The sequence below is a fragment of the Nonomuraea thailandensis genome (assembly GCF_024172165.1).
GTDB classification, from domain to species: domain Bacteria; phylum Actinomycetota; class Actinomycetes; order Streptosporangiales; family Streptosporangiaceae; genus Nonomuraea; species Nonomuraea thailandensis.
The window spans coordinates 8,750,816-8,770,653 of sequence record NZ_JAMZEB010000002.1; the positions used below are offsets into that span (position 1 = coordinate 8,750,816).

General features: G+C 71.4%; 20 protein-coding genes. 10 read left to right on the forward strand and 10 right to left on the reverse strand.

What is annotated here, in order from left to right:
- Nucleotides 1-120 precede the first annotated feature (120 nt).
- The gene (locus HD597_RS43905) at nucleotides 121-1,350 is read left to right on the forward strand and encodes an acyltransferase family protein (RefSeq protein ID WP_253751756.1); all 1,230 of its coding nucleotides are present in this window, start codon (nucleotides 121-123) and stop codon (nucleotides 1,348-1,350) included.
- Between the two features lie 107 nt (nucleotides 1,351-1,457).
- Complete coding sequence (locus HD597_RS43910; RefSeq protein ID WP_253751759.1) at nucleotides 1,458-2,369, forward strand: glycosyltransferase; 912 nt, start codon at nucleotides 1,458-1,460, stop codon at nucleotides 2,367-2,369.
- Here the strand turns inward: HD597_RS43910 and HD597_RS43915 are convergent.
- Both HD597_RS43915 and HD597_RS43920 read right to left on the reverse strand, forming a co-directional pair.
- Nucleotides 2,366-3,274 carry a hypothetical protein gene (locus tag HD597_RS43915; RefSeq protein WP_253751762.1) on the reverse strand — a complete coding sequence of 303 codons (909 nt, stop codon included), beginning with the start codon at nucleotides 3,272-3,274 and terminating at the stop codon, nucleotides 2,366-2,368. The genes HD597_RS43910 and HD597_RS43915 overlap by 4 nt on opposite strands.
- Nucleotides 3,267-3,713, reverse strand: coding sequence for an RNA polymerase sigma factor (locus HD597_RS43920; protein WP_253751765.1), 447 nt, complete (start codon nucleotides 3,711-3,713; stop codon nucleotides 3,267-3,269). Before HD597_RS43920 ends, HD597_RS43915 begins: the two co-directional genes overlap by 8 nt.
- Before the next feature lie 106 nt (nucleotides 3,714-3,819).
- Here HD597_RS43920 and HD597_RS43925 point away from each other — a divergent pair, with 106 nt between their 5' ends.
- Nucleotides 3,820-4,533 (forward strand): acetoacetate decarboxylase family protein, encoded by a 714-nt coding sequence (locus tag HD597_RS43925; protein WP_253751768.1) that lies wholly within the window; start codon nucleotides 3,820-3,822, stop codon nucleotides 4,531-4,533.
- Here HD597_RS43925 and HD597_RS43930 read toward each other — a convergent pair.
- The 6 genes from HD597_RS43930 to HD597_RS43955 all read right to left on the reverse strand — a co-directional run bounded on the left by HD597_RS43930 (nucleotide 4,530) and on the right by HD597_RS43955 (nucleotide 10,265).
- Complete coding sequence (locus HD597_RS43930) at nucleotides 4,530-5,414, reverse strand: glycosyltransferase family 2 protein (RefSeq protein ID WP_253751771.1); 885 nt, start codon at nucleotides 5,412-5,414, stop codon at nucleotides 4,530-4,532. The genes HD597_RS43925 and HD597_RS43930 overlap by 4 nt on opposite strands.
- A gap of 186 nt (nucleotides 5,415-5,600) precedes the next feature.
- Nucleotides 5,601-6,368 (reverse strand): CDP-alcohol phosphatidyltransferase family protein, encoded by a 768-nt coding sequence (locus HD597_RS43935; protein ID WP_253751774.1) that lies wholly within the window; start codon nucleotides 6,366-6,368, stop codon nucleotides 5,601-5,603.
- Entirely contained in the window at nucleotides 6,346-7,386 is a 1,041-nt protein-coding gene (locus HD597_RS43940; protein WP_253759721.1) for an iron-containing alcohol dehydrogenase family protein, read from the reverse strand. The genes HD597_RS43935 and HD597_RS43940 overlap by 23 nt, the downstream gene beginning before the upstream one ends.
- A gap of 28 nt (nucleotides 7,387-7,414) precedes the next feature.
- Nucleotides 7,415-8,149 (reverse strand): phosphocholine cytidylyltransferase family protein, encoded by a 735-nt coding sequence (locus HD597_RS43945; protein ID WP_253751776.1) that lies wholly within the window; start codon nucleotides 8,147-8,149, stop codon nucleotides 7,415-7,417.
- 77 nt (nucleotides 8,150-8,226) lie between these two features.
- Nucleotides 8,227-8,835 (reverse strand): DUF5941 domain-containing protein, encoded by a 609-nt coding sequence (locus HD597_RS43950; RefSeq protein ID WP_253751779.1) that lies wholly within the window; start codon nucleotides 8,833-8,835, stop codon nucleotides 8,227-8,229.
- Nucleotides 8,836-8,846: 11 nt separating this feature from the next.
- Nucleotides 8,847-10,265, reverse strand: a complete 1,419-nt coding sequence (locus tag HD597_RS43955) for a CDP-alcohol phosphatidyltransferase family protein (RefSeq protein ID WP_253751782.1) — start codon at nucleotides 10,263-10,265, stop codon at nucleotides 8,847-8,849.
- A gap of 111 nt (nucleotides 10,266-10,376) precedes the next feature.
- Between HD597_RS43955 and ispD the strand changes: the two genes are divergently transcribed.
- Together ispD and HD597_RS43965 are read left to right on the forward strand one after the other, a co-directional pair.
- Nucleotides 10,377-11,642 (forward strand): 2-C-methyl-D-erythritol 4-phosphate cytidylyltransferase, encoded by a 1,266-nt coding sequence (gene ispD, locus HD597_RS43960; protein ID WP_253751785.1) that lies wholly within the window; start codon nucleotides 10,377-10,379, stop codon nucleotides 11,640-11,642.
- A 26-nt stretch (nucleotides 11,643-11,668) separates the two neighbouring features.
- Nucleotides 11,669-13,405, forward strand: coding sequence for a CDP-glycerol glycerophosphotransferase family protein (locus HD597_RS43965; RefSeq protein WP_253751788.1), 1,737 nt, complete (start codon nucleotides 11,669-11,671; stop codon nucleotides 13,403-13,405).
- Nucleotides 13,406-13,457: 52 nt separating this feature from the next.
- On the opposite strand, the gene HD597_RS43970 is transcribed toward HD597_RS43965, so the two are convergent.
- Entirely contained in the window at nucleotides 13,458-14,516 is a 1,059-nt protein-coding gene (locus tag HD597_RS43970; protein ID WP_504928502.1) for a glycosyltransferase family 2 protein, read from the reverse strand.
- 39 nt (nucleotides 14,517-14,555) lie between these two features.
- Here HD597_RS43970 and HD597_RS43975 point away from each other — a divergent pair, with 39 nt between their 5' ends.
- From HD597_RS43975 to HD597_RS43995, 5 genes are all read left to right on the forward strand, one after another.
- Nucleotides 14,556-16,007 (forward strand): LCP family protein, encoded by a 1,452-nt coding sequence (locus HD597_RS43975; protein WP_253751791.1) that lies wholly within the window; start codon nucleotides 14,556-14,558, stop codon nucleotides 16,005-16,007.
- Between the two features lie 34 nt (nucleotides 16,008-16,041).
- Nucleotides 16,042-16,389: an STAS domain-containing protein gene (locus HD597_RS43980; protein WP_253751794.1), complete on the forward strand. Its 348-nt coding sequence runs from the start codon at nucleotides 16,042-16,044 to the stop codon at nucleotides 16,387-16,389.
- Nucleotides 16,390-16,510: 121 nt separating this feature from the next.
- Entirely contained in the window at nucleotides 16,511-17,341 is an 831-nt protein-coding gene (locus tag HD597_RS43985) for a GNAT family N-acetyltransferase (RefSeq protein ID WP_253751797.1), read from the forward strand.
- A complete protein-coding gene (locus HD597_RS43990; RefSeq protein WP_253751800.1) occupies nucleotides 17,338-18,177 on the forward strand; it encodes an LLM class flavin-dependent oxidoreductase in 840 nt (279 codons plus the stop codon). Before HD597_RS43985 ends, HD597_RS43990 begins: the two co-directional genes overlap by 4 nt.
- Nucleotides 18,178-18,262: 85 nt before the next feature.
- A complete protein-coding gene (locus HD597_RS43995; RefSeq protein WP_253751802.1) occupies nucleotides 18,263-18,982 on the forward strand; it encodes a DUF4097 family beta strand repeat-containing protein in 720 nt (239 codons plus the stop codon).
- Nucleotides 18,983-19,022: 40 nt separating this feature from the next.
- On the opposite strand, the gene HD597_RS44000 is transcribed toward HD597_RS43995, so the two are convergent.
- Nucleotides 19,023-19,829: a hypothetical protein gene (locus HD597_RS44000; protein ID WP_253751805.1), complete on the reverse strand. Its 807-nt coding sequence runs from the start codon at nucleotides 19,827-19,829 to the stop codon at nucleotides 19,023-19,025.
- Nucleotides 19,830-19,838 lie beyond the last annotated feature (9 nt).

Below are 19,838 nucleotides of genomic sequence, written 5' to 3' on the forward strand. Positions count from 1 at the left end.
CGCGAGGGCGGGATAGTCTGTTGCGGGTTGGCGACGCAGCGCGACACCAACCCGTACGGGTTTCCCGCTCCTGTAGTCGTCGCGGTTCCCCGGCCCCGAGCGAAGCTGAGCGACTCTTCCGTGTCTGACACCAGATTCTCCCCATCGGCCACGCCCAAGCGCAGCCCAGAGGAGCAAGGGCCCGCCAACACGGGAGCCCGCTGGCCGTTGCCGGAGGAGGCGTTCTGGAGCGAGTCCACGGACCCGCACGGGGCCGCGTCAGGTGAGCGCACCGCGCCCCAGGCGGTGATCACCGAGGGGCCGGAGTCGGGCGAGGGGCGCCAGGAGCAGCCGCAGCCGGCGGCGGAGGCCTCCAAGCGCAGGCGCGACCCGTTCCTCGACAACGTCAAGTTCATCCTGATCGCGCTGGTGCCGATCGGCCACTCGCTGGTGCCCACGCTGGCCGCCGACTCCGCGCGCGCGGCCTACATCTTCATCTACGTCTTCCACATGCCGCTGTTCGTGGTGATCAGCGGCTACCTGTCCAGGAACTTCTGGAACTCCAACGCCAAGACCAACAAGCTGGTCGACACGTTCCTGGTCCCGTACGTGATCGTCGAGGTGGGTTACGCCGCGCTCCGCACCGCCCTCGGGTCGAAGTGGAGCCTGACGATCATCGATCCGGCGTGGCTCAACTGGTACCTGCTGGCGCTGCTGTTCTGGCGGTTGTCCACACCCGTGTGGAAGCGGATGAAGTACCCGGTGCCGGTGGCCATCGCGATCTACCTGTTCGCCGGGTTCTCGCAGATCTCGGGCGACTTCAGCATGGACCGCTTCTTCGGCCTGCTGCCGTTCTTCGTGATCGGCCTGGTGCTGCAGCCGGAGCACTTCGAGATGCTCAACCGGCGCTGGATCAAGATCGTCTCGGGGTTCATCCTGGTCGGCGCGGCGGGGGTGGCCATCTTCATCGCCCCCATGGCCAAGCTGGGCCCGTTCTACTACAAGAACAGCTACCAGGACCTCGACCTGTCGTGGTACATGGGCCTCGGCCTGCGCATCGGGCTGCTCGTGTGCGCGCTGGCCATGTGCCTGGCCGTGCTGGCGCTGGTGCCCAGGAAGGAGACCTGGTACACCGACCTCGGCACCCGCACGCTCTACTGCTACCTGCTCCACGGCATCCCCGTGCTGATCGCCAAGGAGATGGGCTGGCTGTCGGCGCCGTGGCTGTACGGGCCGCTGGGCGTGCTGGCGATCAGCGCGAGCTGCTTCGCGCTGGCCATCATCCTGTGCCTGCCGGAGACCCGCACGGTCTTCAAGTGGGTCCTGGAGCCCCGCCTGACCTGGCTCTATCGTCGCCCCTCTCGAAGTTAAGCAGCCGTTCTACCCGCATTAACGCCTTTGACCTGGTTAGCGCTCAGCATCGACACATGCGCGCATGTGTCGCCACAACCGTCCATCATCCCGAGGACGCCCGAATCATGCACCGGCAGATCCGGGCGCTGCTCGACGCGGGCCACGAGGTGACCTACGTCGCGCCTTTCACCTACTTCAACGTGACCCCCGCCATGGGCCTGACCGCGATCGACGTGGCCCGCCAGGCCTCCCCCGGCCGGGCGCGCACCGCGCTCAGACGCGGCGTGCGGGACGCGGACCTGCTGATCGTGCACGACCACCGGCTGCTGCGGGCGCTGCCCTACAGGCGCCCTCCGGTCGTCTGGGACGTGCGCGAGCAGGTCACCCCCAGGCAACTCGCCCGCGCCGGAAGGCGCCACCGGGTGATCACGCCCTCCGTGGTCCCCGAGGCGACCCTGGTGTCGCCCAGTCCTCCCCCTCCTGGCGACACCAGGGTCGTGCACATCGGCCGGCTGTCGGCCGAGCGCGGCGTGACGGAGCTGATCGGGCTGGCCGAGCGCCTGGTCCCGCACGGCGTCCGGCTGGACCTCATCGGCGCCGCCGCCCGCGAGGTCCGGCCGCTGCTGCGGGACGCGCAGCGGGTGGGCCTGCTCGACTGGTTCGGGTACGTCCCGAACCGGCACGCCCTGCGCATGGCCGAGGGGGCGCTCGCAGGCCTGTCGCTGGCCGACGACACGGTCGCCACGCCGCCCACCAAGATCATGGACTACATGGGCCGCGGGCTGCCGGTGATCACCACCCCGCAGGGCGCCTCGCTGGTCGAGGGCGCCGGGTGCGGGCTGGTGGTGCCGCTGGAGGTGGACGCGGTGCTGAACGCCGTACTGGATCTGAAGGAGAACCCGGCGCGGCGGGTCAAGCTCGGCACGCAGGGGCACGCGGAGGCGCGGCTGCGCCACCACTGGCCGGACCACTGTGAGGCGTTCGTGCGCCGCGCCGAGTCGTGGGCCGGGGTGGCCAGGCACGCGCTGGCCGTCTAGGGGCGGTCGAGGTCGAAGGTGGCGTCCGCCAGGCGGATCGTGCGCACGCGCGGGTCCTCGATCAGCTCGCGCAGCCTCTCGACACTGGACAGCTCGTCCACGTAGGCGTAGGCGAGGCCGTCGCGTGCCGCCTTGCGCAGCCGGTCAAGGGTGAGGTCGAAGCTGCGCAGGTTCGCGTCGTCGTGCTCGCGCAGCAGGCCGACCCAGGTGCGGAAGTTGTCCAGCCCGACCCCGCATCCGTGCTTGCCCTCGGAGAACTCGCCGCCATCCCACGTGATCTCGCCCCAGGTGATGGGCAGCGAGCTCGTCCTGCGCTCGTAGACCACCTTGTCGGCGCACGTCTTGTTCTGCTCGAGGAAAGCCTTGAGCTCGGCGTCCTTGAGCGGCGCGGCGAACTCCACCACCGACAGCGCGTTGAGCCCGTCCGGCAGCCTCGCCAGCACCTTGCGCACCTCCTCCTTGGGCGCCAGCGCGCCGCCGACGTTGAAGAGCGAGACGGACAGCCTGGTGCCGGCGGTGCTGCCCAGGGGCAGGCGGCCCACGCGCCCGAAGAAGTCCTGGCTGATGGTGTAGGTCTCGCCCGCCGCCGGCCAGGAGCCTCCTACGGGCCGCAGCGGGGAGGCGGTCACCTGGAACGACATCGACAGCGGCGTGGTCTCGCAGCAGTCGCTCACGGCCACGCTGTAGGCCGGGTTGTAGAGCTTGAAGGCGGTGCCCAGCACGTCGGTCATGCGCCGCTCCCGGTCACCGCGCTGCTGGACGAGGGACGAGCCGATCGTGGCCACCAGCGCGAGTGCCAGCAGGACCGCCAGCACGTTCGTCGTCGTCCTGACCAGCCCCCGGCGGACGGCCTTCCGGGTGAGCTTCGGGTCAAAGTCCGGCATTTCCGGAAAGTCATCAGTCATGGGGAGCTCCGTAAAGATCAGCGAAGGCGTTCCTGGCCCGCCAGAGGGCGGTCTTGATCGTGGCGTGCTTCCTGCCGGTCATCGCGGCCACCTCCACCAGCGAGAAGCCCTCGAAGTAGACCAGCGTGAGCAGCCTGCGGTGCTGCTCGGGCAGCCGCCCCAGGGCGTCGCGCACCTCCAGGGAGTCCACGTGGAACCCGGGCGCGCCCAGCTCGTCCGGCTCGGGCAGGGGCAGCTCGCGGCGGGCGCGGCGGACGTGGTCGATGAGGACGTTGCGCGCGATCGTGAGCAGCCAGGCGGCCGGGTTCTCGCCGCGCCAGCCCAGCAGGGCCCTGGTCGCCTTGACGAACGTCTCCTGCGCCAGGTCCTCCGCGAGGTGGGGGTCACGCGTCCTGCGCAGGAGGAACCCGCACACGAGCGGCCAGTGCTCGCGGTACAAGTCCTCGATGATGACGCCCCCCGTGCTCTTTCGATGGTCACATCACACCTAGACGCCACCGGGGCGGGAATGGTCACACGGCTTCCGGGTTGATGTACTGGGACCTATGGCATCGCATCTGATCCAGGGCCGGACGGTGGGCATGCCCGTGCGGGTGAGGGACGCGGAGGTGTGCAGTGCCCTCTACCCGGTGCGTGCCGACGCCGCCAGGGCGGTGATCGCGTACTCAGGGCTGGACGTCGCCGAGGTGCTGCCCGGCAAGGCCGTCTGCATGCTCGTGTTCGTCGACTACCGCGACGGCGACCTCGACACCTACCACGAGTTCGGCATGGCCTTCCTCGTGCGCCCGCCCGGCTCGTCCGGGGCCATGGGGCCCGCGGAGCTGCGGCAGGCCGGCGTGTTCGTGCACTGGCTACCCGTGGACCAGGAGTTCACGCTGGAGGCCGGGCGCACCCTGTGGGGCTTTCCGAAGGAGCTGGCCGACATCGAGCTGCGCCTGGCGTCGCCGTACAAGAGGTGCATCCTGCGCAAGGACGGGCGGCTCGTGCTCGACATGCTGATCAAACCCGGCCTGCCCGTGCCGGGCGCGGGCGCGATGGCCCCGCTCGACGCCTACACACACCGTGACGGGGTGACGCGGCGCGTCGCCTGGTCCGTACGCGCCAAGGGCGCCAGGGTCCGGCCCGGCGGCGCGCTGATCCGCCTGGGCAACCATCCCATCGCCAAGGAGCTGAGCGAGCTGGGGCTGCCCAAGCGGGCGATCTTCGCCACCACGATCTCCCACGCGGAGATGAGCTTCGGCGAGGCCCAGCAGGTCTAGACGATCGGGGGCCGGCCGAGCTTGACCATCCGCCACGCCGTGCGCCAGGCCATGGGACGGCGCTCGCCCGCCGGGCTGCGCAGCCCCTCGAAGAAGCCGGAGAACCACGCCTTGAGCGCCCCCGAGGCGCCGCGCTCGCGGATCACGGTGAGCACCACCCAGTTGGTCAGGTAGAGCACCGCCAGCGGCCACGGCAGGTTGCGCCGCGCCAGCCAGACCCGGTTGCGGGCGTTGAGCCGGTGGAACTGGGCGTGCCTGGTCGGCGGCACCTGCGGGTGGTACATCACCGTCTCGGCGTCGTACTCGATCCGGTAGCCCTCGCCGAGCAGCCGCCAGGCCAGGTCGGTCTCCTCGTGCGCGTAGAAGAAGCGCTCGGGCAGGCCGCCCACCTGGAGGAAGGCCGAGCGCCTGATCGCCGAGGCGCCGCCCAGGAACGTGGTGACCGGGCTGGAGCGCTGCGGGTCGCCCGCGCGCAGGCGCGGGACGTGGCGGCGCTGGCTGCCGCTCCCGTCAGGGTCCATGATCCGGAAGGAGATCACGGCCAGGTCGGGCTCGGTGGCGAAGCGGTCGCGTACGTGCGAGACGACCTTCGGGTTGGCGTACCAGCCGTCGTCGTCGAGGAACAGCACGACGTCTCCCGAGCACTCCTCGACGCCCCGGTTACGGCCGGCGGGGATGCCCGTGTTCTGTTCGAGCCGGATCGCTTTCACGATCGCGGCCGAACCCTCGGGTGGCGTCGCCGACACCTGGGGCACGTCGGCACCGTTGCCTACGATCACCACCTCGACGTCGCCGTCGACCTGGTTCAGCGCGGACTCGACCGCCCGGTTCAGCTCCGCGACCCGGTTGCCCATGGTGAGGATGACGCACGAGATCTTCAACGAATCACTGTCCTGACGCGTTGAGAGCACGGGCGGAGCATTCTTTCATGATCACCGAGTCTGCTGGTCTGCATGGTCTGGGAATGGTGAAGCTAAGCGTATCGGAACCGACGATGAACCCCCACCGAACGGCGGACGTCCGATCAATACGACGGACGGGAAGCCCCCTCGGTTCCAGGCTCGACATCAAGCGAGTCGCCTCGACGCCATGATGCTGATCAGGTGCAGCACGGTCTGCAGCGCAGCGGCGGCCAGACAGGCCACGACCAGCACCCGCGTCGCCGTCAGATCGCCGATGATCAGGTCGATCACCGCGGTCACCACCGCGAGCATGGACAGCTCGATCGGCTGCACGATCCGGTGGAACTTCGTCGCCGCCAGCACCCGCCGCCCCAGCCCCAGCAGCCCGGAGCGGAACTGCACGGCCGCCGCCTCGCTCGCGGCCGCGAGCCCGCCCTTGGCCCTGGCCACCTCCACCAGGTCGCTCTCGGCCTTGATGAGGATGGCCCCGAGCGCGGCGGCGAAGCCGAACACGGTGTACCAGTCGGGCAGCACGGCCGAGGCCCGCCAGCCCAGCCCGGCCAGCACCGCGGCCTCGGCGAAGTACGCGCCCACCCGGTCGAGGTAGACGCCGGCCGGCGACGTCTTGCCCGTCCAGCGGGCCAGCTCGCCGTCGGAGCAGTCGAGCAGCAGGTAGACCTGGATCAGCAGGGCGGCCAGCACCGCCGCCCAGAGCCCCGGCAGGGCCAGCACGAAGCCGGCCGCGACCCCCGCCACGGTCATCACCCAGGTGAGCTGGTTGGGCGTGACGGAGGTCTTGGCGAACATCCAGGTGACGTAGATGGACAGGCGGCGCATGTAGAGCACGCCCGCCCAGTGCTCGCCGTTCCTGCGCTCCAGGTGGCCGGGCGGCTGGGCCACCTGGCGCAGCTCAGCTACCGAAGGCCCGGACATAGTCCCCCACCCGATCGCGGATCTCCGAGTCCTGCATGCGCAGGTGCTCCAGGATCGTGTAACGGCCGGGGCGGGTGGCCGGGGCCAGCGCGACGACCTCGGCGAACTGCTCGGCGCTCAGCCCGATGTCGCCCGGGACGACGGGCAGCTCGTGCCGGCGCAGGCAGTCGACGACCTGTTTGACGCGGGCGTCGTCCTGCCTGAGGAAGAAGCAGAAGGCGGCGCCGATGCCGGCGAGCTCGCCGTGGTTGGAGGTGCCGGGAAAGAGCTGATCCACGGCATGAAGGATCTCATGATCTCCACCGCTCGCGGGCCGGGAAGAGCCCGCGACGACCATCGACATGCCGGACAGGATCAGCGACTCGGCCAGCACGGTCAGGAACGCGTCGGACTCGATGGAGTCGGTGCGCCCCACGAGCGCCTCGGCGGCGGTGCGGGACATCGAGCAGGCCAGCCCGTCGATCGGCTCGCCGCGCTCGACGTTGCCGAGCTGCCAGTCCTCGATGGCCGACAGGTTGCTCACCACGTCGCCCACGCCCGCCCGCACCAGCGACTCCGGCGCGTTGTGCACGAAGTCGAGGTCGACCAGGATGGCCAGCGGCATCGGCACGCCGAACGAGCCCTTGCCCCCCTCGTAGACGAGGGAGGCGGTGGGCGAGCAGATGCCGTCGTGGGAGAGGTTGGTGGCCACCGCGACCATGGGGATGCCGGCCAGCGAGGCGGCGTACTTGGTCACGTCGATCGTCTTGCCGCCGCCCACGCCGACGACCACCTCGTAGGCGGCCTTGCGCAGGTCGGCGCCGAGCGAGACGGCCGCGTCGACCGACCCGTCGGCCACCCTGAACACCTCGGCGTCACCCAGCGTGGGCGCGATGAGGCTCTCGATGTGGTCGCCCTGGCCCATGCCGACGGCCACCGCGATCCTGCCGGAGGTCGCCACGCGGCTGTCGGCCAGCAGGGCGCCGAGCTGGGCGACCGCGCCGCGCCTGACGTCCATGGTCAGCGGCGCCGGCAACATCCTCGCTAGAAGCGGCATCCGCGCCCCCTCAGTAGTGAACGGCTATGGCGCGGGCCTTGGCCAGGTCGTCGTGGTTGTCCACCTCGACCCAGTCGACCTCTCCGATGGGCGCGGCGTGGATCAGCTCGCCGCGGTCGACCATCTCCTGGTAACCGTCCTCGTAGTAGAGCTGCGGGTCGCGCTCGAACGTGGTCTTGAGCGCGTCGGCCAGCCGGTCGGCCGCGGCCGGCCTGATGAGCGTGGCGCCGATGTACTCGCCGTACGCCTGCGCCGGGTCCATCAGCTTGGTGATGCGGCGCAGCGCGCCCTCCGGCGAGAGCGTGACCTTCATCTCCTCGTCGGCCAGCGTCTTGACGTTGTCGACGGCGAGCAGGATGTCGCTGGTCGCGGGCGCGGCCAGCAGCGTCTTCTCGATCGAGACCGGGTGCACGGTGTCGCCGTTGACCAGGAGCGCGCCCTGGGCGAAGTAGTCGCGCGCGCACCACAGGGAGTAGGCGTTGTTCCACTCCTCGGCCTTGTCGTTGTGCACGAGGGTGAGCTTGACGCCGTGGCGCTCCTCAAGGGCGTCCTTGCGCTCGTGTACGGCCTGCGCCGCGTAACCGACGACGACCACGACGTCCCTCAGGCCCACCTCGGCGAGATTCCGCAGCGAGATGTCCATGATCGTGGTCTCGCCGTCGACCGGCACGAGCGCCTTGGGCAGCGTGTCGGTGTACGGCCGCAGGCGTCGTCCGGCCCCAGCGGCCAGAACCATTCCCAGCAACGTGCACTCCTCAGTCGAGCATGACTCCGATGGCCCAAAGAGTATTCGTCTTTGGGCCCCGTGCGGGTAATCCGGCGTTAGTCTTGCGTTCCCATATCGGTCGCTTCCACCCCGGATCGGGGCGCGGCGAGCCAGCACGTCAGGCTCTCCCAGCCGAACAGCCCCCACAGGTAAATCGCGAGAAGCGCGTAACCCCCGGTCAGCCAGCCCGACAGCGCGACCAGCGAGACCACCATCATCCGCCCGTCCCAGCCGAGCCCCAGGGTGGCCAGCCACGGCGGCGGGTAGACGCGCTGGCGCAACCGGTAGACCAGATCGTAATGGTGAAACGCCAGCGCGGCGAGCAGCGCGAAGATCACCAGGGGGTGCACCTCGTGGGCGAACCCGACGGCGGCGACGAAGGTGTACTCGATGAGCCGCAGGATCGGCGGCACGAGCCAGTCGAACCTGCCGTCGTGGGGATGCGTGCTTCCCGGCCCCGCCAGCAGCAGCGTGACGGCGGGCGCGAACACGGCCAGCCCGTCGGTCCCCGCCACGCCGAGCAGCAGCAGCACGCCGGTGACGAACGTGCCGGCGATCACCGGCGGCAGCGGCGGGAGCTGCCCGGCCACGAGCAGCCCCATGGCGCGCGAGAGGGGCCCGTCGTCGCGGTAGGCCACGACCGTGCTGCTGGGAACGGGTGTCATGTGGACCGAAATCACCTTGCCGACCTCGCGATCCGTCCGGCGAGCTGGTAGAGCGCCGCCACGCCGCCCCAGCCGAGCAGCGCCAGGAACGTGACCCGGGCGTCCCAGAGCGCGGCGGTGACGGCGATCAGCGCCATGCGCTCCCCGATGGGCAGCACGATCATCTTCTTCAGGTAGCGGGCGATCGTGTCGCGTTCGAGGCGCTGGGCGAGCCTGAGCACGCCGCCGGGCGCGCGGCGGACGTCCTGCGACTCCAGCAGCGAGCGCGCGGGCCTGCCCCACATGGCGCCGACGCGGGCGGCGTCGGCGACGGCGCCCGCGTAGGTGTAGTCGATGGCGTGCCTGACGACCTGCAGCACCATCGCGGCCACGGCCAGGTGCCAGAGGTCTCCGGCGGCGGCGCCGAAGGCGAGGCCCACGTAGACGGCGTACTCCTTGAGCCGGTCGGACATGCCGTCGGCCCAGGCCCCCAGCGGGGAGAAGGTGCGCGTGTAGCGGGCCAGCTGCCCGTCGAGGCAGTCGAGCGCGAACGACAGCAACAGCAGCACCGCCCCGGCCAGCCGCCCGCCCTGGGTGCCCGCCGAGAACCAGACGGCCGCCAGCAGGGCCAGCCCGGCCGAGATGCCGGTCACCGTGTTGGGGGTGAGCTTGAGCCGCACGCAGGGCTTGATCAGGTGGCGGGTCCAGGAGGAGACGAAGAACGTGGCGAAGAAGCCGTCGTCCTCCTTCACGGAGGCGTCGAGCCTGACCTTGGCCTCGTCCACCTCGGCCAGCCTCGCCAGGGCGGCGTCGGCGGCGTTCTGGCCGGTCACCCGATCGGCGTGGAGTTGCCCGATGCCCGACGCGCGCACGGTCACGCCCGACCTGACCAGCCCGACCAGCAGCAGGTCCACCGCCTCGACGGGTGTGACGGGGCCGAGCTTGCCGGCGTCGGCCAGCTCCGCCAGCTCCTCGGCGATGTCGGCGAGCGAGGCCAGGTCGGACTCACCCGTCTGGAGCACGCCCCTGAACGTGGCGTTCGCCTCGGGGACGAGGTGGAAGGAGCTGCCCGACGCGACGACCCGGCCGCCCTCCACGCGTACGGACGGGCGCAGCGGCCCGGCGGTGGCGTCGTGCGAGATCAGCGCGGCGGTGCTGCGCGCCGGGTGCTCCAGCAGCACGGCCAGCGCCTCGGTGTGCAGCACCAGGTCGCCGGGCAGCACGGCCACGGCGCCGGTCGCCGTGCGCGCGATCTTGGCGACGCCGCGCAGGTCGGCGGCCAGGCCGCCGGCGGCGCTCAGCACCTGGACCTCGCGCACGGGCAGCGTGGCGAGCTGGTCGCCGAGGCGGTCGAGCAGCGTGCCGTCGCCGCTGTGCAGCCTGCACGCGGGTGTCGTGGCGAGCAGCAGGACCGACGTGGTCGTGCCTTCGCGGGTCAATGAGTCGGGCAAAGCTCAGGTCTCCTCCCGGTCGGGGTGGAGCACACGGTCTCGGGGGTGCGTAGACACAGCGTAGCGACAGGTCAACGCGATATCACGGAACAGCACCGTTACGCTGCCGGTATGGATTCACGGCTACGGTCGGTCGGAGTGCTCCTCGCGGGCGGGGTGGGACAGCGGGTCGGGCTCGGCACGCCCAAGCAGCTCATCGAGGTCGCGGGCAGGACGATCATCGAGCATTCGCTGGCGGTGTTCGAGGCCGCGCCCGAGATCGACGAGATCGTGGTGCTGATGACGCCCGGGTACGCCGACCGGGTGCGCGAGATCGTGGCCCGGGGCGGATACCGCAAGGTCAGCAAGGTGGTCGAAGGCGGCTCCAGCCGTACGGAGAGCACGTGGCGGGCGCTGGCGGCGCTCGGGGCGGAGGAGTGCAACGTGCTGTTGCACGACGCTGTACGCCCCCTCCTGGAGCCCCGGATCATCACGGAGTGTGTCAGGGCGCTGGAGACCCACGAGGCCGTCAACGTGGCGATCCCGAGCTCCGACACGGTCCTGGTGGCGACGCCCGAGGGGGCGATCGGCGAGGTGCTCGACCGGTCGCGGCTGCGGCGCAGCCAGACCCCGCAGTGCTTCCGGCTCTCGGTGATCAGGCGGGCGTACGAGCGGGCGATGGCCGATCCCGGCTTCGCCGGGCTGCCCGCCACCGACGACTGCGGGGTGGTGCTGAGGTACCTGCCCGAGGTGCCGATCCACCTGGTCCAGGGCAGCGAGCGCAACATCAAGGTGACCCACCCGGCCGACCTGCACATCGCGGACCTGCTCTTCCGGCTGCCCAGGCCCGTCCCGGCGGGCGACAGGGCGGCGCTGGCCGGGCAGGTGGTCGTCCTGCTGGGCGACGGCGAGCTCGCGCGGGAGGCCGCCCGGCACGGCGCCGCGGTACGCGTCCTGACCCGCGCCGACGGCGTGCGCGTGGAGGACTTCGACTCGGTGGCCAAGGCGCTCGGCGACGTGGGCGGAGCCGACCACGTGGTGCTGGTGGCGGGCGCGGGCCACGCCGGCGACCTGGTGCGGGCGAGCGGCGAGACCGTCGCCGACGTGGTCGGCGCCGGCCACCTGGGCGCGCTCAACCTCGCCCGGGCCGCCCGGCCGCACCTGCGCGGCAGCCTGCTGCTGCAGGTCCCGCCCGGCTCCGGCGCCCTGCACGAGTCGGGCGCGGCGGCCGTCGCCGGGCTTACCCGGGCACTGGCCCGCGAATGGGCCGCCGACGGCATCCGGGTCAACTGCCTGAATACCGGAGCCTCTCCGCTCGTGGTCGCGCAGACCTCGCTGGACATCCTCATCTCCGACCTATCAGGGCAAGTCATAGACGCCCGCGTGGACGGCGCTTGACCTGGGGCTTAGTACCGTGCGATCGCATGAGGAGACTCATCGTGATCGCGGCGCTGCTCGCCTGCTACCCCGCGCTGCTGGTGGCGGCGCTGTGGCCGGCACCGGTGCTGTTCGGAGCGGTGGCCGCGGCCTCGTACCTCGTCGAGTACGCGGCCCCGCGCGCCGCCCGCCCGCTGCCCGAGCTGCTCGCCAAGGTGCACCTGGGAGTCACGCTGCGCTTCGCGGCCAGGGAGACCATGGCGCTGCTCCTGGTCGCGCGCACGACGGGGGCCGAGCTGCCGTGGTTCGCGGCGCTGGCCGCCGGGATGCTGGCGATCCACGCGGTGCGGGCCCTGCACACGGGCCTGGCGCTGCGGCTGCGCCAGATGCTCAGCAGGATGCCGGTGACCACCCGCAACCTCGACGTCTCCGCGCTGCGCATCCCCAGGATGCCGCCGGGGCCGCTGCGCGACGCCGGCAGCGTGCCGTTCCTCTATCTGGACGCGCTGCCGGTGCTCGGAGCCGTCCTGGGGGCCGTCCCGGCCACGCTGGGCGCGGCGGTGGCGCTCACGGCCGGCCTGGCCGGGGCGCTCGCCCTCATCCCGTACGTGCGCCGCGCCAGGCCGCTCACCGACCGGGCCAGGGTGCTGGACGTGGTGGGCGAGCAGGTCGAGAAGTACGGCCCCGAGGTGATCCTGTACTTCTCCGGCGCCACGGCCGCCGCCTACCAGGCCAGGATGTGGCTGCCCACCCTCGAACGCATGCGCAGGCGCGCCATCGTCGTGCTGCGCGAGCGCGGCATGGCCAGGCACCTGGAGTGCACCGGCCTGCCGATGGTGTGCATCCCGTCGTCGGCCGACCTGATGAGCTTCCGCGCGCTGGCCGGGGCCAAGCTCTGCCTGTACGTCGCCAACGTCGGCAGGAACGTGCACATGCTGCGCATCCCGACCCTGCGCAGCGCGTTCCTCAACCACGGCGACAGCGACAAGGAGGCCTCGTTCAACCCGTTCTCGCGGGTCTACGACGAGGTGTGGGTGGCGGGGCCCGCCGGCCGCGACCGCTACCGCCGGGCCAAGGTGGGCGTCAGGGACGAGAACATCCACGAGGTCGGCCGGCCGCAGCTCCAGGGCATCTCGACGGAGGGGCCGGGGCTGCCGTACCGGACGGTCCTGTACGCGCCCACCTGGGAGGGCTGGAACGACGACCTGTTCCACACCTCGCTGATCACCATGGGCCCGCGCATCGTGCGCGCCCTGCTCGACCACCAGCCCCCGCTGCGCGTGATCTACAAGCCGCACCCGCTCACCGGGCACCGCGACAAGAGCGCCACCCGGGCCCACAGGAAGATCGTCGCCATGATCGAGGCGGCGGAGCTGGCCAAGTCCAAGGCCCGCCACCCCTCCAGGCCGGCCGGGGCGGCGCCGCACATCAGGCACCTGGTCGTCGCCGGGCCCGTGCCGCACCTGTACGACTGCTTCAACGAGTGCGACCTGCTGATCAGCGACATCTCCAGCGTGGTGGCCGACTTCCTGGCCAGCGAGAAGCCGTACGCGGTGACGAACGTGGCGGGGCTGCCCGAGCGCGCCTTCCACGAGCGTTATCCGAGCACGGAGGCGGGGGTGCTGCTGGGCGGGGACCTGTCGGGGCTGGCGGAGTTCCTGGACGGGGAGGACACGCTGGCCAGGGCGCGGGTGAAGCTGAGGAGCTACCTGTTCGGGCCGGAGTACCCGGACGCGATGGCGCGGTTCGACGCGGCAGTGGAGCGCGTCTTCTCCGGAGGATGAGCTCGGCACCCCGCCGCGGGTGCGGCGGGGTGCGGGGGGACGGAGGACGGGGTCAGCGCAGCGGCCGGGCCAGCTTCTTCGGGCTGGTGAGGAAGCCCCAGCCCCACGAGCAGTGCATGGTGGCGTACACCAGCGGCAGCCGCAGCTTGGCGCTCGTCGGCAGCCCGCCGCCGGTCAGCGCGGAGCCCGCGGCGATGGCCGCGAGGTAACCGCCGGGCACGATCAGCGCGAGCGGGAAGAACGGCGAGACGACCAGCCCGAGCAGCATGGCGAGCACGGCGGCCGGGGGCGCGAGATAGCGGAGGTTGATCGTGCCCTCGTGGGTGCGCGCGACCACCCGCCGCCAGCGGCCGTAGTGGAAGTACTGCTTGGCCAGCGCCTTCACGTTGGGCCTGGGCCGGTAGGAGACCCGCATGCGCGGCTGGAACCACACGAGCCCGCCCGTCTGGCGGATGCGGTGGTTCATCTCCCAGTCCTGGGCCCGCTGGAAGTGCTCGTCGTAGCCGCCCACGCGGGCGAGCGCCGACCGGCGGAAGACTCCGAGGTAGACGGTGTCGGCCGGCCCGGCCGTGCCGCCCACGTGGAACGCGGCGGCGCCCACGCCGATCTTGGAGGTCATGGCGCACGCGACGGCCTGCTCGAAGGGGGTGATCCCTTCGGCCGCCATGATGCCGCCCACGTTGTCGGCGCCGGTCTCGGCCAGCGTCTCGACGGCCACGCGCAGGTAGTCGTCGGGCAGCATGGCGTGCCCGTCGACCCTGGCGACGATGTCGTTGCGGGAGGCGGCGATGGCCGCGTTGAGCGCGTTGGGGGTGCGGCCCGTCGGGTTGGGCACCACCGTCACCCGCCGGTCGGCCGCCGCGATGGCGTCGGCGACCTCCTGGGTGCGGTCCTGGGACGGACCCACGGCGAGAACGACCTCGATCTCACCTGGGTAGCTCTGGGCGAGGACCATCTCGACGGCCTCGCGGAGGTGCCGCTCCTCGTTGAGGACCGGCATGACGACGGAGATGGGGGGCCAGCCGCGCGTCTGCGCGGGCGCGTGCGGCGAGTCGGGGAACTGCTTCATGGCGGGGCTCACGCTACTGTACGACCGTGGGAGGAGGGCAATCGAAAGGCCGATCCTCCGGGGTGACAAGAGGGGGACGGTATGCGCGACCCGGACGAGGAGGACGGCGGTGTGCTCGTGGGCGGAGACGCCTACGGCGACGTCAAGCTGACGACACCCGTCCGCACTCGGCGGCCGCCGCGCAGAAGTGCCAGGGCCCGCCGCCGCAACGTGCTGGCCGCCGGCCTCCTGTCCACCGGCGTGCTGATCACCACGGGCGTGGTGTGGGCGACCCCGCGCCAGATCGGCACGGTCGACGCGGGGGTGACCGCGCCCGCGTCCCAGGGCGCCGAGAACATCCTGCTGGTCGGCGTGGACAAGCGCGACGACCTCACCCGCCAGCAGCAGAACCGGCTCAAGCTGGGCCGGGAGGCCGGCCAGCGCACCGACACGATGATGGTCGTCCACCTGTCGGAGGACCACAGCAAGGTCACCGTGGTGAGCCTGCCGCGCGACACCTGGACGACGATCCCGGGCAAGGGCGACCACAAGATCAATTCCGCTTACCAGTTCGGCGGGCCCAAGCTGGCCAAGCAGACCGTCGAGGCGGCCACCGGGCTTGAGATCAACCGCTACATCGAGGTCAACATCCTGGGCTTCATCGACGTCGTCGACTCCCTCGGCGGGGTCACCGTCTGCACGCCCGTGCCCATCGACGACACCAAGATCGCGCTCAACCTGCCGGCCGGCACCCACCAGCTCGACGGCGTGCAGGCGCTCGGCTACGCCCGCACCCGCGCCACCGCCCGTTCCGACCTCGACCGCATCGACCGGCAGCAGCAGGTCATCTCGGCGCTGCTCAACCGGGCGCTGAGCGCCGACACGCTGGCCAACCCGGCCAAGCTGGCCTCGTTCGTCAACTCGACGCTGAGCACGGTGAAGGTCGATCCCGACGACGGGCTGCTCGGGCTGGCCACGCAGATGCGGGACGTCTCGCTGTCGGACGTGACGTTCGCCGAGGTGCCGCTGGCCGACGTCGACTTCAAGACCCCCACGGGCGAGTCGGCGGTGCTGTGGGACAAGCAGGCGGCCCGGGACCTGTTCGCCAAGATCGACGCGGACCAGGATCCTGCCAGGCCCACGCCGTCCGCCCCGGCCTCCACCTCGGCCTCCCCCAAGCCTCCGGCGCTCACGCCCGGCGAGATCACGCTGGAGGTCAAGAACGGCACGCTGATCACGGGCCTGGGGGCGCGGACGAAGGACGCGCTGGTCGCCTACGGCTTCAAGGTGCCGGGCAAGCCGGGGAACACCTCGAAGAAGGACTACAAGCAGACCTTCATCCGTTACGGCGAGGCTTTCGAGGCGCAGGCGAAAGTCGTGGCCGCCGCCATTCCCGGAGCGGAGCTGCGCAAGGTGGAGCTCGACGGCATCGAGCTGATCCTGGGCAGCGACCAGCCGAAAGTCCAGCAACAGAAGTCCACTGGCACCCCGACTGCGAAGCCGAGTGTTACACCAACCACCAAAACGGCAATGCAGAACATATGTAAGAAATAGGCATAATTATCGAGGTGTCGGGCAGGTGAGGCCCATGGTGGTCAGGCACTGGCGGGAGGAGCCCTGTACGGTTCTGCACGTCGTAGGCGATCTCGACGTTGCAGGCGCGCCCCGGTTGCGGGCGGAGCTGGAGCAGGCCCTCGCGGCCGCCGATCCCCTCAACGTGGTCGTGGACCTCACCGAGGTGCCGTTCTGCGACTCCGTCGGGCTCGGCGTGCTGGTGGCCACGCTCAACCACATCCAGGATCTGCACGGGCGCATGATCCTGGTCCTCGCTCCCGGAATGATCCGCCACTTGCTGACGATCACCAATCTCGACCGGCATTTCGAGACGAGCCCTTCCCTCACCGAGGCGCGGGCCGCGCTGGAGAACGCCGCCTGAGCGGTAGCGGGTCATCCGGTAAGAGGTGTGCGAGAACATGGTCGGGTCATGTTGGGCACGCCTCTCCACGACCCTTCTCCGAGTCGCGGGAGAGCCCCCTTGAGGTGCGGAGGCTTTCACGTTGTTCGACCAGTTCCCCGAGCCTGCGCGCTCCCAGCTCCGCGCCGCCTTCGACGAGGGCAGGACACGGCCTGAGTGGTGCTTCGCGCAAGGGCAGGCCCGCCTGGCCTACTGGGCGCCCTTCCCCGGCTCGGAGCCGGCGATCGTCTGGCAGTTCGAGCCGGGCCCCGACCCCGTGGCCGCCGCCGGCCTGCTGCGCGGCAGCCTCGGCGCGATGGGCCTGACCAAGGTGATCCACGACATCTCGCTCCAGCCGGGGCTCGATCCCGTCGTCGATCGCGCGGTCGAGCACGAGGCGCTCATCGAGGCCGGGTTCTCCATGGAGGTGGAGCGGCTGATGCTGGAGTGGGCGGCCGGGAGCGACGTGCCCGCCGATCCGGGCAGGCTGGCCTACCGCCCCGCCCGCCGCATGGACCCCGCCGAGGTGATCGACATCCTCGTACGCGTCTCCGAGGGCTCGCTCGACCACGACACGCAGGTGGAGGTGGCCACGTCGGGCGCGGAGAAGGAGGCCCGGTGGATGTACGACGACCTGATGAGCCGCAAGGCCAAGCCCGGCTGGTTCGTCATCGGCTACCTCGGTGACTCCCCCGTCGGGCTGGTGGCGCCCGACGACCACTCGATCGCCTACATCGGCGTGGTGCCCGAGCACCGCGGCCACGGCTACGTCGACGACCTGCTGGCCCACGGCACCCGCACGCTCGCCGAGGCCGGCCTGCAACGCATCGTGGCCGCCACCGACGTCGCCAACGTCCCCACCGCCGACGCCTTCCTGCGTGCTGGATACTCGGAGACCGGCCGGTTGTTCCGCTATTACTGGAGGGCATCGTGAGACTCGGCGTCATGTTCGACCGGGGGCTGCCGCCCGAGCAGCTCGTCCCGTTCGCCAGAGCGCTCGACGAGACGTCCGTCGACGACCTGTGGGTGGTGGAGGACCTGGGCTGGACGGGCGGCCTCACCTCGGCCGCCACGGCGCTCGCCGTCACCTCCCGGCTGCGCGTCGGCCTGGGCATCGCCCCCGCGCCGCTGCGCAACCCGGCGCTGCTGGCGATGGAGCTGGGAAACCTGGCACGGATGCACCCGGGGCGGCTGGCGGCCGGGATCGGGCACGGCGTACTCGACTGGATGCGCCAGGTGGGCGCCGCCCCGGCCTCGCCGCTCGCCCTGCTGGAGGAGACGATCACCGCGGTGACCGCGCTGCTGCGCGGCGAGACCGTCACCCTGCACGGCAAGGAGGTCCACCTGGACGGCGTGTCGCTGGTGCACCCGCCGGCCGAGCCGCCGCCCGTGCTGGCCGGGGTGAAGCGGCCGCGCTCGCTGGCGCTGTCGGGGCGCGTGGCCCAGGGCACGATCGTGCCCGAGGGCGTGGGCCCCGACCAGGTGCCCGGGATCATCGAGACGATCGGGGCCGGGCGGGAGCACGAGCTGGTCGTGTTCACCTTCCTGCGCGTCGGGTCGGGCAGCGCGGAGGCGGTGCGGGAGGCGGTGGCCGGGCAGGCCGGGTTCCTGGGTGTCCCGCCGGAGGACGTGGCGATGGCGTCCGGCACCGCCGAGGAGGCCGCGGCGCAGGTCAAGAGCCTGTGGGCGGCCGGGGCCACGTCGGTGGCGGTACGCCCGATCGGGGCCGACCCGCTGGGGCAGGTGCACGCGCTGCTGTCGGCGCTGTAGCGGCCCCGACACCGGCCGAACGGCCGATGCCGATTCGGCCGGACGGTCGATGGCCGGGGCGGCCCGCTCGGCCACGATCGGGGCCATGAGGCAGATTGCGGCAATCGCGGCATGCGTGGCGCTCCTGGCGGCCACCGGTTGCGGCGTGGACCTGAAGGCCGACGAGGTCCACGCCGCCCGGTCGTTCCCCTTCACCGGGGCCGACCTGAAGATCGACGCCTCCCTGGGCGGCGTCCGCGTCCTCCAGGGCGCCGGCGGCGCCGTCCAGGTGGAGCGGTGGGTGCGCGGCAAGGCCGCCGACGCCCCCGCCTGGTCGCTGCGCGACGGCACCCTGCGCCTGAGCGCCGCCTGCGACATGGTCTTCGGCGACTGCGGCGCCCGCTACCACGTCAAGGTCCCGCCCGGCGTCCGGCTCTCGATCGACGTGACGGACGGTCTGATCCTGGACGGTCTCACGCAGGACGTGGCCGCCAGCAGCCGGGATCGCATCCAGGTCACGGGCGCCTCGGGCCGGCTGCGGCTGCGGAGCGACGGCTCGATCACCGGCGCGGGCCTCACGTCCCCGTACGTGCGCTGCCGCACCTCGGACGGGCCGATCGACGTGGCGTTCACCGATCCCCCCACCACCCTCGACCTGCGCTCGCAGGACGGCGGGGTGACGGCGCGGGTTCCCTCGGGCACGTACGCGGTGACGGCCACGAGCACGGACGGGAGCACGCGCTCGGAGGTGAAGAACGACCGGGAGAGCGAACGGAGGATCGCGGCCGGCAGCGGGAGCGGCCACGTCCGGATCCTGGCGAAGTGACGGCGGGGTGCGGTGGCGTCGTCCACCGCACCCGAGCCGGCTACTGCCAGATGGCGGCGTACTTGCCGTTCTCCGCGTTGACCTGCACCGGGGCGAGCCCCTTGGCCTTGAGGTCGTCGAAGCGCTTCTGGTAGCCGGAAGCGCTCATGTCCACGTAGTGGGCCCAGGACCTGACCCGGTCCTTGCGCCACACGGCCGCGTACGTCCCGTCGGGCGCCACGGCGATCCTGACCGGCCGGAAACCCTTCTTCTTCTTGGCGTAGAACTCGGCCTCGTGCTGCTTGAGCGACTTGCCGTAGGTGTACTGCCAGGCGCCGCCGCCGGCGCTCCACACGGCGACGTAGCGGATGTCGCCCGGCGTGCCGTACGCGTCGACCGAGGTCAGCGCGAGCTTCTTGGCGGCGGCCTCCTTGTTGGCGGCGGCGAAGGCGGCCGGGGTGAGGCCGGCCCTGGCCAGGAACGCGCCGGGCTTCTTCTCGAAGACTGCGGTGAACACCTCCGAGCCGGCCGGCCCGGTGGCCGAGACGGAGGTCGGCTGCGCCCCCTCCTCCAGCCCGGCGTCGAACCGCTTCTGGAACCCGTCGGCCGACATGCCCTGCCAGATGCCCCACTCACCGGAGCCGCCCTTGACCCAGACGGCGGCGTACCGCTCCCCGTCGGAGACGTTGACCGTGATCGGCCGGTAGCCCTGGTCCTTGAGCTGCTTCACCCGGGCGACGCTCTGGCTCGCGCTCAGGTCGTGGTAGGCGACCCAGGCCGGCGCCGCCTGCGCCATGGCCGCCGCCGGAACGGCGGCGGCCATGGCCAGCACGGACGTGACGATCGCGATCTTCCCCGTGGTCCGCATGACCCTCCC